The sequence below is a fragment of the Cellulomonas sp. KU4C genome, from assembly GCF_056868065.1.
This window is the reverse complement of record NZ_CP200322.1, coordinates 1824198-1838208: the sequence shown is the minus strand read 5'-3', so window position 1 is coordinate 1838208 and position 14011 is coordinate 1824198. Positions and strand designations below refer to the sequence as shown.

11 protein-coding genes are annotated in these 14011 nt (G+C 76.2%); 4 read left to right on the top strand and 7 right to left on the bottom strand.

What is annotated here, in order from left to right:
* Positions 1 to 16 precede the first annotated feature (16 nt).
* The 4 genes from phnE to AC1VL8_RS08775 form a co-directional block, all read right to left on the bottom strand.
* Positions 17 to 847 (bottom strand): phosphonate ABC transporter, permease protein PhnE, encoded by an 831-nt coding sequence (gene phnE, locus AC1VL8_RS08790; RefSeq protein WP_483074919.1) that lies wholly within the window; start codon positions 845 to 847, stop codon positions 17 to 19.
* Complete coding sequence (phnC, locus tag AC1VL8_RS08785; protein ID WP_483076215.1) at positions 844 to 1599, bottom strand: phosphonate ABC transporter ATP-binding protein; 756 nt, start codon at positions 1597 to 1599, stop codon at positions 844 to 846. The genes phnE and phnC overlap by 4 nt, the downstream gene beginning before the upstream one ends.
* A 71-nt stretch (positions 1600 to 1670) precedes the next feature.
* On the bottom strand, positions 1671 to 2648 hold the full coding sequence (phnD, locus tag AC1VL8_RS08780; protein WP_483074918.1) for a phosphate/phosphite/phosphonate ABC transporter substrate-binding protein: 978 nt from the start codon (positions 2646 to 2648) through the stop codon (positions 1671 to 1673).
* A gap of 2 nt (positions 2649 to 2650) precedes the next feature.
* A complete protein-coding gene (locus AC1VL8_RS08775) occupies positions 2651 to 3457 on the bottom strand; it encodes an HAD family hydrolase (RefSeq protein WP_483074917.1) in 807 nt (268 codons plus the stop codon).
* A gap of 156 nt (positions 3458 to 3613) precedes the next feature.
* Between AC1VL8_RS08775 and AC1VL8_RS08770 the strand changes: the two genes are divergently transcribed.
* Entirely contained in the window at positions 3614 to 4363 is a 750-nt protein-coding gene (locus AC1VL8_RS08770) for an amino acid deaminase (protein ID WP_483074916.1), read from the top strand.
* Here AC1VL8_RS08770 and AC1VL8_RS08765 read toward each other — a convergent pair.
* Positions 4360 to 4692 (bottom strand): PspC domain-containing protein, encoded by a 333-nt coding sequence (locus AC1VL8_RS08765; RefSeq protein WP_483074915.1) that lies wholly within the window; start codon positions 4690 to 4692, stop codon positions 4360 to 4362. The genes AC1VL8_RS08770 and AC1VL8_RS08765 overlap by 4 nt on opposite strands.
* 121 nt (positions 4693 to 4813) lie before the next feature.
* Positions 4814 to 5530, bottom strand: coding sequence for an HAD-IA family hydrolase (locus AC1VL8_RS08760; protein WP_483074914.1), 717 nt, complete (start codon positions 5528 to 5530; stop codon positions 4814 to 4816).
* 397 nt (positions 5531 to 5927) lie between these two features.
* Here AC1VL8_RS08760 and AC1VL8_RS08755 point away from each other — a divergent pair, with 397 nt between their 5' ends.
* The 3 genes from AC1VL8_RS08755 to AC1VL8_RS08745 all read left to right on the top strand — a co-directional run bounded on the left by AC1VL8_RS08755 (position 5928) and on the right by AC1VL8_RS08745 (position 11064).
* Positions 5928 to 8915, top strand: coding sequence for a helix-turn-helix transcriptional regulator (locus AC1VL8_RS08755; protein ID WP_483074913.1), 2988 nt, complete (start codon positions 5928 to 5930; stop codon positions 8913 to 8915).
* Between the two features lie 138 nt (positions 8916 to 9053).
* Positions 9054 to 9737, top strand: coding sequence for an alpha/beta fold hydrolase (locus tag AC1VL8_RS08750; RefSeq protein WP_389225821.1), 684 nt, complete (start codon positions 9054 to 9056; stop codon positions 9735 to 9737).
* A 118-nt stretch (positions 9738 to 9855) separates the two neighbouring features.
* On the top strand, positions 9856 to 11064 hold the full coding sequence (locus AC1VL8_RS08745; protein WP_483074912.1) for a cobalamin-independent methionine synthase II family protein: 1209 nt from the start codon (positions 9856 to 9858) through the stop codon (positions 11062 to 11064).
* 85 nt (positions 11065 to 11149) lie between these two features.
* On the opposite strand, the gene AC1VL8_RS08740 is transcribed toward AC1VL8_RS08745, so the two are convergent.
* On the bottom strand, positions 11150 to 13825 hold the full coding sequence (locus tag AC1VL8_RS08740; RefSeq protein ID WP_389225818.1) for a phosphoenolpyruvate carboxylase: 2676 nt from the start codon (positions 13823 to 13825) through the stop codon (positions 11150 to 11152).
* Positions 13826 to 14011 lie beyond the last annotated feature (186 nt).

The window sequence follows — 14011 nt, the reverse complement described above, 5'->3', positions numbered from 1 at the left end:
GCGGCGGGCGCGGCGGTCACACCAGCCTCCGCCGGGCGGCGCTGCTGACGGCCTCGAGGACGAGCACCACGACGAGGATCTCCAGGATGATGAGCGACAGCTGGTCGTACCGGTAGAACGACCGGACGGCGTCGATGAGCAGGCCGGTGCCGCCGGCGCCGACGAGGCCGAGCACGGCGGACGCGCGGACGTTGAGCTCGAGCACGTAGAGCAGCTGCGTGACGAAGCCCGGCAGCATGTCGGGCACGGCGACGGCGCGGTTGACCTGGGTCTGGGTGCCGCCGGCGGCGCGGCCGGCCTCGAGCGCGCCGGTGTCGGCGGCCTCGAGCTGCTCGGACACGAGCTTGACCACGATGCCGACGTCGAACAGCACCAGCGCGAGGATGCCGGGCAGTGCACCGACGCCGACCATCGCGACGAGCACGGACGCGTAGAGCAGGTCGGGCACGGCGCGGACCACGTTGAGCACCGCCCGCACGGCGCCGCGCAGCAGCGGCTGCGGGTTGGTGGTGCGCGCCGCCCACAGGCTCAGCGGCAGCGAGACGACCCCGGCGACCGCGGTCGCGATGACCGCCATCTGCAGGGTCTCGAGCAGCGGCTGCACCGTCCGCGGGAAGAACGACCAGTCGGGCTGGAGCAGCGCCAGGACCTTGTCGGCGCCGTTGGTCCAGTTCCGGACGATGGCCCCGAGGTCGACCTCGACGCCGATGCCCGGCACCAGCGTGAGCGCGGTGATCCCGAGCACGACCGCCGCGCCGACGACGACCTTCCACCGGCCGGCGGGCCTGGCGGGCGGGAGCGGGGCCGGTCGGGTCGGGGCCGGGGCCGCGCGGACGTCGGTCGTCATGAGCCGAGCACGTCGTCGGGGCGGATCGACCGGCCGTAGATGTCCTCGAACACCCGGTCGGTCGCGTCCGCGGCGGCGCCGTCGTAGACGACCTGCCCGGCACGCAGGCCGATGAGGCGCGTGCCGTACTCCCGCGCGAGGTCGAGCAGGTGCAGGTTCACCACGACGGTGATCCCGAGCTCGCGGTTGACCCGCCGGAGGTCGGACATCACGCCGTGGGCGGTCGGCGGGTCGAGGCTGGCGACCGGCTCGTCCGCGAGGACCGCACGCGGCTGCTGGGCGAGCGCCCGGGCGATGGCGACGCGCTGCTGCTGGCCGCCGGACAGGTGCGACGCCCGGTGCCAGGCGCGGTCGAGCATCCCGACCCGGTCCAGGGCCTCGTAGGCGACGGCCTTGTCCTGCGCGGTGTGCGCGCCGAGCAGCGTGCGCCAGGTCGGCGCGTGCGCGACCCGCCCGACCAGGACGTTCTGCAGCACGGTCGCGCGGCCGGCGAGGTTGAACGACTGGAAGATCATCCCGACCTCCCCGCGCAGGGCGCGCAGGTCCCGGCCGCGTGCGGCGCGCACGTCGTGGCCGCCGACCTCGACGGTCCCGGACGTGACCGGCACGAGCCCGTTGAGCGTGCGGATCATGCTGGACTTCCCGGAGCCGGACAGGCCGACGACGGCGACCATCTCCCCCGCGGCGACGTCGAGCGAGACGCCGTCCAGCGCGACGACGCCGTTCGGGTACCGCACGACGACGTCGCGCATCCGGACCGGCCACGGGGCCGGCACCGCGACGTCGTGCGTCGCGGTGCCGGCGCCGGCCGTGGTGGCTGCGCTCACTGCAGGCCGAGCTTCTCCGCCGCGCGGGCGACGACGTCGAGGGACGCCGGGTCGGCCGGGGCGAGCTTCGAGATGGAGTAGATGTCGGTGAGCACCTGCGAGCCCTCCTCGGTGTTCGAGTAGTCCTCGAGCGCCGTGGTGATCCGGTCCTGCAGGTCCTGCGACAGCGACGCGGACAGCGCGACGCCGTCGTTCGGGATCTCCTCGGTCAGGGCGAACACGACGACCTTCTGGCCGACGTCCGGGACGTCCTTGGCGACGATGGTGCGCGCGTCCCAGAACGAGAAGCCGACCTCGGCGTCGCCGTTGTAGACCGCCAGCACGGAGGCGTCGTTCGCGGTCACCGGGATCTGCTCGATGTCGGTGTCCGTGTCGAGCCCGGCCTCCTGGAGCGCCAGGACGGGGTAGATGTACCCGGCGGGCGACGCGGGGCCGAGCAGGGCGGTCCTCGCGCCCTCGACCTTCGTGATCGAGTCGAGGCCGGCGGGGCCCTGCATCGCGTCGGCGCCGTTGCAGAACAGCATCCCGTCGCGCTCGACGGGCTCGTCCTCGCAGTACTTGTCGGGGTTGTTCGTCATGAACTGCGCCGGGTAGGAGATGTTGCCGTTGCGCTCGGTCTGCAGCACGACGCTGGCGTCGTACATGTCGTTCGCCTGCCACAGCTGCAGGGACGGCAGGAACCCGATCTGGGCCTGGTCCGCGCCCATCGCCTCGACGGCGGCCTGGTAGTCCTTGGAGACGACCCCGGTGACCTCGATGCCGAGCTCCTCGGTGAGGAAGTCGGTCAGCGGCGCGGCGGTGTCGACCAGCCCGCTCTGGTCCTGGGACGGGACCAGCGCGAGGGTCAGCGAGGTGGGGTCGGCGGCGGTCCCGGCGGCCGACGGCGTCGCCTCGGCGTCACCGGACGAGCAGGCGGTCAGGGCGAGCGCGGCGGCGGCCAGCAGGGCGGCGCCGGGCAGGACGTGCTTCTTCATGGTCATCCTTCACTCGTGGTCCGCGCGGTGGCCCGGGCGGGGGTGTCGTGGTCGGTGAGCGCGGTGCGCCCGCCGTCGCGGACCCAGTCCCGCAGCGCCGGGTACAGCTCCGGCAGCTCGGTGACGGTCCACGTGGGGCGGGCCTCCGGCGGCGGGCGCCGGGAGACGAGGGCGGTCGCGTGACCGCGGGCGGCGACGGGCGCCAGGTCGTTGGCCCAGACGTCGCCGACGCTGAGCACGCGGACGGGACCGCCGGGCGCGGCGCCGCACCGGTCCAGGACGCCGTCCATGCCGGCGGGCTTGCCGACGTCGGTGAGCACGGCGTCGAGCAGGCCGGTGAGGCCGAGGTCGGCGAGCGTCTCCGCGAGCCGGATGTCGGGCGCGTTGGTGGCGAGCACGACGCGTGCCTCGGTGCGCAGCTCGGCGAGCACGGCGGCGAGCCCGCGGGGCGCGCTCACGGGGGCGTCGTCGGTGCCGAGCGCGTGCCGGCTCGCGAGGTAGGCGGCGGACAGCGCGAGCGGCCCGACGCCGTGCCGCTCGGCGAGCTCCCGGACCAGGTCGTAGCCGTCCAGCGGGAGCAGGGCGTCGGACGACCGCCGGCCGCGTCCGGCACGATCTCCGGCTGGGCGTCCGGCGGGGGCGGGGTCGCCGAGCGCCTCGACGGCGGCGTGCACCTCGGCGCGGAACGCGGTGGCGGCGGCGGGCGCCAGGCCCGAGGCGGCGGCGCGGGCGTAGGCGTGCACCGGGCCGTGCCCGACCGCGACGGTGCCGTCGAAGTCGAGCAGGAGGAGCGTGTCGGATCGGCTCACGGATCGCCTTGCGTGCGGGGGCGCTGGGCCCGGGGTCACGCCCGTGTGGACGCTCCGCCCACGCTAGGGGTCGCTCATGGACGATTTGACCGCGATCGTGTGAACTCCAGGAGAACTCTCGCGGGCCGGCCCCGACCGCCCGGTTAGCCTGCGCGGGTGCGCCCCACCGACCCACCCGAGCCGCCCGCGACCGCCGCGACCGCCGACGCCGACGCCCGCGCCCTGCGCGACCTCGACGCCGCCGCGGCCGCCGCGCCGCACGACCCCGCGGCCGCGCTCGACCCGCGCGGACCGGTCGGCTGGCTCGCCCGGCAGATCGACGACGACCGGGCGCGCGGCGGGTTCGGGACCTGGGCCCGGTCGACCGTCGTCGACGAGCACACCCGGGAGCCGGTGCTGGACGCCCCGGTGCTGGCGTGGCTCCAGGCGCGCGCGGGCCAGCCCGTCGAGCACCCCGGCACCGACGCCGGCCTCGCGCACGTCTACGGGTACCTGCTGTCGACCGCCGCGACTCCCTACGGCCGCAAGCGCGAGCGGTGGACCGGCGGTGCGCTCGCGGTCGCGCTCGGCCACGACCCGCGCCACCTCCTGCCCTGGCACCGACCCGACGGGCGCACGCTGCTCGAGCGCGTCACCGACGCGGTGCTGCCGCTGCTGCGCGACCCCCACGTCCCCGGCACCCTGCTGGTCCGCGACGACCCGGTGCCGGGCACGCACGACGCCCTGCGCACGGTGGTGCACCGCGGGCAGGGCGTCGTGGGCGAGGGCGGGGCGCTGCTCTACGGGCTGGTCGGGCCGGACGGGGTCCGTCCGGTCACCGTGTTCCCCGTGACGGCGTCGCCGTCCTGGCTCCGCGAGACCGGGGCCCTCCCCCCGGTCCCGCGGTACAACGTGCTGCTGGACTAGCGCGGGCCGTCCTGCGGCTGCGCGGGCTCCTGCGGCTGCGCGGCGTACGTCGGGTACGCCGGGAACGCCTGCGGGAACGCCTGGGCGTACGCGGCCGGTCCGTGCGTGCGGGCCACCCAGTCCTGCCCGGGCATGAAGATCCAGAGCAGCGGGTAGATGATCAGCGGGCTGCCGGGCAGCACGATGAGCACGATGAGGAACAGCCAGCGCATGGGCCAGGCGTCCATGCCGAACCGTCGGGCGAGGCCGGCGCACACGCCGCCCAGCACCCGGCCGTCCAGCGGTCGCACCAGGCCGCTGCGCCAGAGGGACTCGTAGATGCCGGTCATGGTCGTCTCACTCCTGTCGGTCGTGCCGTCGTCCTGACGACACGTCCTACGGTGCCCCGCCGGGCGACCCCCGCACATCCGGGGCGGACCCTGGGGCGACCCTGATCCGCACCCTGAGGGGTCAGCGGGTGGTCACCCGGACGCCGTCCGCCCCGACGACGAACCGCACCCGCGACAGGTCGGCCACCACGAGGTCCGCGCCGCCGCCCGGGCCCTCGGGGTGGGTGGTGCGCAGGCCCAGCGTCGCGGCACCCGCCGCCCGGCCGGAGCGGACGCCCGACTCCGCGTCCTCGACCACCAGGCAGCGGCGCACGTCCACGCCGAGGCGCTGCGCGCCGACCCGGTACGGCTCGGGGTCCGGCTTGCCGCGGCTGACGTCGTCGGCGGTGACGACCTGGGCCGGCGCCGTCAGGTCGACGGCCCCGACCCGGGCCGCCGCCAGCCGCACGCCGCAGGACGTGACGATCGCAGCACGTCCGCCGGGGGCGAGCGCCGCGAGCGCGTCGGCCGCCCCGGGCAGCACCTCGATGCCCTCGGTGTCCGCGACCTCCAGCTCGACCACGCGGGCCAGGGCCGCCGCGCGCTCGGCGGGGTCCCGGTCGGCGAGCAGGGTCTCGAGGATGTCGCGCGCGGGCACGCCGTGGAACGCGAACGGGCTCAGGTCGGCGGTGGGCATCCCGTACTCGTCGGCGAGCCGCAGCCAGCAGCGCTCCACCGAGCGGGTCGAGGAGATCAGCGTGCCGTCCATGTCGAACAGCACCGCGTCGAAGGTCTCGCCGAGGACGTCGCGCGCGCCCTCGGCGGTGCTGCGGTCCGGGCCGTGGGTCGCGGTCGTCATGCCCCGAGCCTCGCACGGCGACCGTGACCGCGGTCCACCTCAGCACCGCCTCAGGGGCACCTCAGGGGCACCTCAGGGCGGATCGGCAGCGACCGGGGCGCAGGCTCGCGGCGGTCGTCCGATCCGAGGGGCACCGCCTCAGCAGCACGGTAGGAGGTGCCGGGGAACCGGCCGGACCCGCCGCCCGCGGGTCCGCCGAGGAGCACGACGGGGGACGCGAGATGGACACGATCTGGGGACCGGCGCTCGACGCCGAGGTGGCGTACCGGCACGAGGTGGTCCGCGCCGCGGTGCGCGGGTCCGACCTGGGCTGGCGCTGGCGGCGCCGGCGGCAGCGCTGACCGGGGCCGGCCCGGGCGGGGCGGGGACGGCGGTCGCCGGGGGCAGACGCGTGTCGGTGGCTGCTGCCACGATCGACCTCATGACCCGGTCGGTGCCGCACGCCCCGTTCGTCGCCCGCGACGCGCAGGTCGCCGCGCTGCTCGCGGCCGTGGACCGTGCCGGGGCGGGCGAGCCCGGCCTCGTGCTGCTGGGGGCGGACGCCGGGGTCGGCAAGACGCGGCTGCTCACCCACACGGCGCGGCTCGCGACCGGGCGCGGGGCGACGGTGGTGGTCAGCCACAGCATCGACCTCGGGGAGATCGGCCTGCCGTACCTGCCGTTCGCGGAGGCGCTCCACCAGCTCGCCGCCGCGGACTGCCCCGGGGTCGCGGAGGTCGTGGCCGCGCGGCCCGCGCTGCGGCGGCTGCTCCCGGCGGCCGGTGCCGAACCGGCCGCGCCGGACGCGCAGACCGAGCGCCTGCAGCTGTTCGACGGCGTGGCGGCGGTGCTCGCCGCCGCGGGCAGTCCCGGCGCCCCGCTCGCGCTGGTCCTCGAGGACCTGCACTGGGCGGACTCCTCCAGCCGGGACCTGCTGCGGTTCCTGGTCGCGCGGCTGCGGTCCGAGCCCGTGCTCCTGGTCGCGTCGTACCGGACCGACGACCTCCACCGCCGGCACCCGCTGCGCCCCGTGCTCGCCGAGCTGGGCCGGCACCCGCGGGTCGAGCGGATCGACCTGCCGCCGTTCACCGCCGACGAGGTCCGCACGTTCACCACCGCGCTGGCGGGCGCGCCCCTGCCGGAGGACGCGCTGCAGCGGATCGTGCGGCGGTCGGAGGGCAACGCCTACTTCGCCGAGGAGCTGCTGGAGGCCCGGGGTGCCGGCACCGACCTGCCCGGCACGCTCGCGGACGTGCTGCGCGCCCGGCTCGAGCAGCTCGACCCGGAGGTGCAGCGGCTGGCGCGGGCCGCGTCGGCCGCGGGGCGCCGGGTGGCCGAGCCCCTGCTGCGGGCGGTGGTCGCCGGCTCGGGCGACGGGTCGGCCCCGGGCGCGGACCCCGCGCGGCACGCGGCGTTCGACGCGGCGCTGCGGGACGGCGTGGCGCACCACGTGCTGGTCGGCGAGGACGGCCGGATCGCGTTCCGGCACGCGCTGCTCGCCGAGGCGGTCTACGCCGACCTGCTGCCCGGCGAGCAGGTGGCGCTGCACCGCGACTACCTGGAGGCGTCCGCGGCGGACCCGACGCTCGCGACGTCCGCCGAGCGGGCCCGGCACGCCCTGCTGTCCCACGACAACCGGCTCGCGCTGCTCGCGTCCCGGGACGCCGCGCGGGAGGCCGGCCGGGTGCTCGCCCCCGCGGAGGAGCTCCGGCACCTGGAGACCGTGCTGCGTCTCTGGTCCGGGGTGCCGACCGCGGCGGACGACCTCGGCGAGCAGCGGGTCGACGTCCTGCTCGCGGCCGCGGCGGCCGGCGGGCGCGCCGGGCTCGGCGACCGGGCGGTGGCCCTGGCCCGGGAGGCCGTGCAGGCGGTCGACGACGCCCCGGCGTCGGGACGGGTCGCGGCGCTCCGCACGACGCTGGCCCGGCACCTGCTGGGCGTCGAGCGGGTGGACGAGGCGCTGCGGGAGACCGACCGGGCGCTGGCCGACCTCGACCGTGCGGGCGGCGCCGGCGGCGGGCCGAGCGCCGACCGGGCCTGGGCGCTCGCCACGCACGCGCGCGCGGCGCTGAACTCCGACCTGGACGACCAGGCCGAGATCGCCGCGGCTGCCGCGGTCGAGGAGGCCCGGGCCGCCGGCGCGGCCGACGCCGAGGCGGACGCGCTGATCTCGCTGGCGGTGCTCGTGGTCGAGGACGCCGACCGCGCGGCCGACCTGCTGAGCGACGCCCTGCACCGCGCCCGCGACGCCGGGGACACCGCCACCGAGCTGCGCTGCACCTACAACCTCGCCGCGAACCGGTTCTACGCGGGCCGGCTCGACCAGGCCGCGGACACCGCGGCGAGCGGGCTCGCGCTCGCCGCACGCGCCGGGCTCACGTGGAGCACGTACGGCGTCGAGCTGCGGCTGTTCGAGGAGATCGTCCGCTACACCCGCGGGGACCTCACGCCCCCGGCCCCGAGCGCCGACCCCGGCCCGCCGCGCGCGCTGTCCGCGATCGAGGGCGTCCAGATGTACGCGGCCACCGCCCGTGGCGACGCCGACGCCGCGGCCCGCGGCCTGGACCTGCTGCACGGCCGGCACGGCGACACGATGATCACGCTCATCGCCGGGGGCTGCGCCGTCGACGCGCTCACCGGGGACGGCCGCCTCGACGAGGCCGTCGCGCTCGCCCACGAGCTCATCGACGAGATCAGCCGGGTCTGGTCCGACTACTTCCTCGGCGGCATCTGGCTGTCCGCCCTCGGGCTCGCCGCGCTGGCGGACCTCGCCGCCGCGGACCGCCTCGCCGGTCGCGACCCCGCCGTCCGCCTCGTCGCCGGCGCCGCGCTGCTGGACCGCGCCGTCGTCACCGCCGACCGGGGCCGGCCCCGCGGCGGGCAGATCGGACCCGAGGGCCGCGCGTGGCTCGCCCGCGCGCACGCCGAGCACACCCGCCTGCTCGGGGAGGCCGACCCGGACGCCTGGGCGCGCGCCGCCGCGGAGTTCGACTACGGCTACCGGTACGAGCTCGCCCGCACCCGCCGCCGGTGGGCCGAGGCGCTGCTCGCGGCGGGCGACCGCGACGCGGCCCGCGAGCAGGCGGCCGCGGCGCTCGCCGTGGCACGGGAGATCGGTGCCGTCCCGCTCGTGACCGCCCTGTCCGACCTGTCCCGGCGGGCGCGCCTCGACCTGCCCGGCGTGGCCGGCGGCGGCGCGGGCGTGCTCACCGGCCGGGAGGCCGAGGTGCTGGCGCTCGTCGCCGAGGGGCTGAGCAACCGGCAGATCGGCGAGCGCCTCTACATCAGCGGCAAGACGGTCTCGGTGCACGTCTCGCGGGTGCTGGACAAGCTCGGCGTGGGCGGGCGCGCGGAGGCGGTCGCGGTCGCGCACCGACGGGGGCTGCTCGGCGCTCCACCCGGGTGAACCCACCCGGGTTCCCAGGGCGCTCCCAGGGCGCCGGGTTACGCTCGCGGCAGGCCGCGGTCACCGGGAGGACGCCCCGACGTCGCGGCGACCCGCCCCGGCCCCGCACCCCGCCGCCCCTCGCACCGGAAAGCCCGCATGCCCACCAGCAGCCCGCACCCGATCGTGCTCGTGCACGGCACCCGCACGTCCTCCCGCATCTGGGACGACCAGGTCCGCGCCCTCACCGAGGGCGGCCACGCGAGCGTGGCGATCGACCTGCCCGGCCACGGCACCCGCGCGCACGAGCGGTTCACCTTCGAGGGCGCGCTCGCCGCGATCGACGACGCGGTCCGGTCCTGCGACGCGCCGCCGCTGCTCGTCGGGCTGTCGCTCGGCGGCTACATGTCGCTCGCGTACGCCGGGCGGCACGAGGACCGCCTCGCGGGCGTGCTGCTCGCGGGCTGCTCGACGGAGATCAAGGGCAAGCCGCTGCACGTCTACCGGCACGCGTCCAGCCGCGTGGCGCGGGCGCTGCGGCTCGGCGGCGGCACCTGGCACGTCGTGACCGACATGCTCGCCGCGATGCACGGCTACTCCCCGCTGGGCGACCTGCGCCGCCTCGCCCTGCCGGTGTGGCTGGTCAACGGCGCCCGCGACCCGCTGCGCCTCGAGGCCCGCCGCTACCTCGCCGCGCACCCGGGCGCCCGGCAGTGGGTGGTACCCGGCGCCGGGCACGACGTGAACAGCGAGGCCCCGGTGACGTTCAACCGGATCCTGCTGCACGTGCTGCGCGACCTGTCCCGCCGCGCCCTGCCCGGGTCCGGCCTGCGCGTCGCCTGACGGACCCCGCACGACCCGCGCGACCCGACCCGCGCGACCGGGCCGTGGACGCCCCGGGCCGCCCGGTACCTGACGTGCCACGATGACGGGGCTCGACACCCCCGATCCGGGAGACCCGATGATCCGCAGCACCGACCACGTCCTGACCAGCCACGCCGGGAGCCTGCCGCGCACCCCCGAGCTGATCGCCGCCAACGCCGCCCGTGAGGCCGGCGAGGACCCGGCCGGCTACGCCGAGCTGCTCAGCGGCGCCGTCACCGACCTCGTCCGCCGCCAGGTGGACCTCGGCATCGACGTGCCCGGCGACGGCGAGTTCGGCAAGGCGATGAGCAGCGCCATCGACTACGGCGCCTGGTGGTCGTACTCCTTCCAGCGCCTCGGCGGCCTGGAGCTGCGCGACGGCGCCAGCTGGATCCTCAAGGACGTGCAGTCCGGCCCCGGCGACGTGCGGGTGACCGGCTTCGGCCGGCGTCGCGACCGCGCCGCGTTCGAGGAGGCGTACGCCGACCCGACCAGCGGGGTGTTCCACGGCGGCGACCCCAAGCCGTTCCCGACGGCCGTCGCCCCGGTGACCTACACCGGCCAGGACGCCGTGGCGCAGGACGTCGCGAACCTGCGCACCGCGCTCGACGCGACCGGTGCGCGCGAGGGCTTCGTGACCTCCATCGCCCCCGGCAGCGCCGCACGGATGGACAACGAGTTCTACGGCACGGACGAGGAGTACGTCTGGGCGCTCGCCGACGCGATGCGCGAGGAGTACGTCGCGATCATCGACGCCGGCCTCGTGCTCCAGATCGACGACCCGTCGATGGCCGAGAACTGGGACCAGATCACCCCGGAGCCCACGGTCGAGGACTACCTCCGGTTCACGCAGATGCGCGTGGAGGCGCTCAACCACGCGCTGCGGGGCCTCCCCCAGGACCGGATCCGCTACCACCTCTGCTGGGGCTCCTGGCACGGCCCGCACACCACGGACCTGCCGATGGAGGACATCGTCCGCACGATGCTCACGGTCGACGCCGGCGCGTACTCGTTCGAGGCCGCGAACGCCCGCCACGAGCACGAGTGGCGCGTGTGGGAGGACGTCCAGCTGCCCGAGGGCAAGCTGATCCTCCCGGGCGTCGTCGGCCACGCCACGAACGTCGTCGAGCACCCCGAGCTCGTCGCCGACCGCATCGAGCGGTTCGCGAACCTGGTCGGCCGGGAGAACGTCGTCGCCGCCACCGACTGCGGCCTCGGCGGGCGGATCCACCACCAGATCGCCTGGGCGAAGCTCGAGACGCTGGTCCGGGGTGCGGAGCTGGCCACGCGGCGCCTCTGGCGCTGACGACCCCGCACGACCGCCCGGCACGCACGACGGCCCGGCACCCCACGCGGGGTGCCGGGCCGTCGTCGTCGCGGGCCGGGCGGGGTCAGCCGGTGTTCTGCAGGCCGGCGGCGACGCCGTTCACGGACAGCAGCAGCAGCCGCTTGTTGTCCTCGACCAGGTCGTCCGACTCGCCGGTCCGCAGCGCGCGCAGCGCCCGGATCTGCAGCAGCGACAGGGCGTCGACGTACGGGCTGCGCAGCTGCACCGCGCGGCCGAGGATCCGGCGTCGGGACAGGATGCTCTCCGAGCCGGTGATCGCGAGGACCCACGTGCGGGTCAGCGCCATCTCCTCGAGCACTAGGCCGGCGAGGTCGTCGCGGTCGCCGAGCGCGAGGTACCGCTCCGCGAGGCGCTCGTCCGTCTTGGCCAGCGACATCTCGACGTTGTCGATCATCGTGCTGAACAGCGGCCAGTCCGCGTACGCGGCCTGCAGCTCGGCGAGGTCGCCCACCGACTCCAGCGCGGTGCCGAGGCCGAACCAGCCGGCGAGGTTGGTCCGGGCCTGCGACCAGGAGAACACCCACGGGATCGCGCGGAGGTCGTCGAGCGACTCCACGGACAGGCCGCGGCGGGCCGGGCGCGAGCCGATCGGCAGCAGGCCGATCTCCTCGAGCGGGGTCACCTGGGCGAACCACTGCGGGAACCCGTCGGCGCGGACCAGCTCGTAGAACCGGGTCCGCGAGGACGCGTCCAGCGCGGCGGCGAGGTCGGCGAACCGCTCGGTCGCACCAGCGTTGCGGCGCTCGGTCGAGGGCGCCCCGGCCAGCAGCGTCGCCGCGGCCACCTGCTCGATGTGCCGGGCGCCGATGGTCGGGTTGCCGTACCGGGCGAAGATGACCTCGCCCTGCTCGGTGAGCTTGAACCGGCCGTCGACGGAGCCCGGGGGCTGGGCGAGCACGGCCCGGTTCGCGGGGCCGCCGCCGCGCCCGAGGGCACCGCCGCGGCCGTGGAACAGCGTGAGGCTGAGGTCGTGCTGCCTGCCCCAGTCGGCGATCCGGCTCTGGGCGACGTCGAGCGCCAGCGTCGCGGCGACCGGGCCGACGTCCTTGGACGAGTCGGAGTAGCCGAGCATGACCTCGACGTGCCGGCCGTTCTCGGCGAGCCGCGCCTGGACGGCGGGCAGCGTCAGCATCTCCTCGAGGATGTCGACGCTCGCCTCGAGGTCCGCGAACGTCTCGAACAGCGGGACGGCGTCGATGACCGGGCGGGTCTCCGGGTCCGGGAACACCAGCTCGGCGAGCCGGTACACGGTCGCCAGGTGCTCCGGGGCCTGCGTGAACGACACGATGTAGCGGCGCGCGGCGGCGACGCCGTACCGGCGCTGGATCGCCCCGATCGCGCGGTAGGTCTCCACGACCTCGAGCGTGCGCGGCTCCAGCTCGCCGTCGATGCCGTGCGCCTCGAGGTCGGCCAGCGCGGCGGCGTGCACCTGCGAGTGCTGGCGGACCTCGAGCTCCGCGAGGTGGAACCCGAAGGTCTGCACCTGCCAGATCAGCTTCTGCAGGTCCCCGTAGGCGGCGCGCGGCGCACCGGCGGCGACGAGCGACTGCTGCACCACCGCGAGGTCCGCGAGCAGCTCCTCGGGTCCGGAGAACGACAGGTCGGCGTCGCGGCGGCGGGTGGCGGCCAGCCGCTCGGCGACCATCCGCAGCGCCCGGCGGTGCGGCTGGTCGCGGACCTCGGAGGCGGCCTTGGCGGCGGCGTCCTCGGACAGGTCGCGCTGCCGCTGCCACAGGGCGGTGAGCTCCGCGGAGGCCGGGGTCCCGGCCGCGTCGAGGGTGAGCTTCGCGGAGATCTTCCGCGCCGACTCCTCCAGCGCACGCAGCACGTGGTCGCTGGCCAGCGCCGCGGCGGCCCGGGTCACCTCGGCGGTGACGTTCGGGTTGCCGTCCCGGTCGCCGCCGATCCACGAGCCGAGCCGCACGAACGGCCGGACCAGCGGCTCCTCGCGGCCGGCGCCGTCGGCGTTCAGCCAGTCGTCGAGCCGGCGGTAGACGGTCGGGAAGGTCTCGAACAGCGTCGTGTCGAAAATGTTCATGACGGTGCGGACCTCGTCGAGCACCGTGGGCTTCTGGGTCCGCAGCGGGGACGTCCGCCACAGCGTGTCGATCTCCTCGACCACGCGGCGGTCGTTCTCGGCGCGCGAGGTGCCGCCCGCGGCGAGCGCGTCACGCTCGGCCAGCAGGTCCGAGATCCGGCGGATCGCGCGGGACACGGACCGGCGGCGGGCCTCGGTCGGGTGCGCCGTGAGGACGGGACGGAACTCCATCGTCTGCAGGCGGCGCAGCGCCTCGTCGCGGCCGACCTCGTGCGCGAGCGCGTCGATCGCGGCGGGCAGCGAGTCGTCCTGCATCAGCTCGCCGGCGGGCAGCTCCGCCTCGCGGTCGCGCAGCACGCGCACGCGGTGGTGCTCCTCGGCGAGGTTCGCCAGGTGGAAGTAGCAGGTGAACGCGCGCGCCACCTGCTGCGCCCGCTCGATGGAGAAGGAGGCGACGAGCTCCTCCGCCTCGGTGAGCGCGGCGAGGTCCTGCTCGTCGTGGGCGCGGATGGTCAGCGCGCGGACGCGCTCCACGTCGTCGAACAGGGCGTCGCCACCGGACTCGCGGATCACGCGGCCGAGGAGCTCGCCGAGCATCCGGACGTCGTTGCGCAACGGGTCGGGGACCTCGTGGCGCGCGAGGCCGCGGCGGGCCTCGCGCGAGGGCTGGGGGTCGGTCACCGGTCAAGCGTAGGTCAACCGTCCGACGCACGAGACGGTTGTCCGGATGCCGGTTACCGCGTCCGTGGACCGGACGCCTGGGCGGTATGTCCTGCGCGACGCCCGCGGGAGTCTAGGCTCGGTGGCAGTGCCCGCGGCCGGTCGCCTCCCGCGACCGGGCGAGCAGCAACCCCCGATGATCCGGGC

Coding starts and splice junctions, on each gene's coding strand:
- phnE (WP_483074919.1), bottom strand. CDS start 847: ATGACGACCGACGTCCGCGCGGCCCCGGCCCCGACCCGACCGGCCCCG.
- phnC (WP_483076215.1), bottom strand. CDS start 1,599: ATGCGCGACGTCGTCGTGCGGTACCCGAACGGCGTCGTCGCGCTGGAC.
- phnD (WP_483074918.1), bottom strand. CDS start 2,648: ATGAAGAAGCACGTCCTGCCCGGCGCCGCCCTGCTGGCCGCCGCCGCG.
- AC1VL8_RS08765 (WP_483074915.1), bottom strand. CDS start 4,692: ATGACCGGCATCTACGAGTCCCTCTGGCGCAGCGGCCTGGTGCGACCG.
- AC1VL8_RS08760 (WP_483074914.1), bottom strand. CDS start 5,530: ATGACGACCGCGACCCACGGCCCGGACCGCAGCACCGCCGAGGGCGCG.
- AC1VL8_RS08750 (WP_389225821.1), top strand. CDS start 9,054: ATGCCCACCAGCAGCCCGCACCCGATCGTGCTCGTGCACGGCACCCGC.
- AC1VL8_RS08745 (WP_483074912.1), top strand. CDS start 9,856: ATGATCCGCAGCACCGACCACGTCCTGACCAGCCACGCCGGGAGCCTG.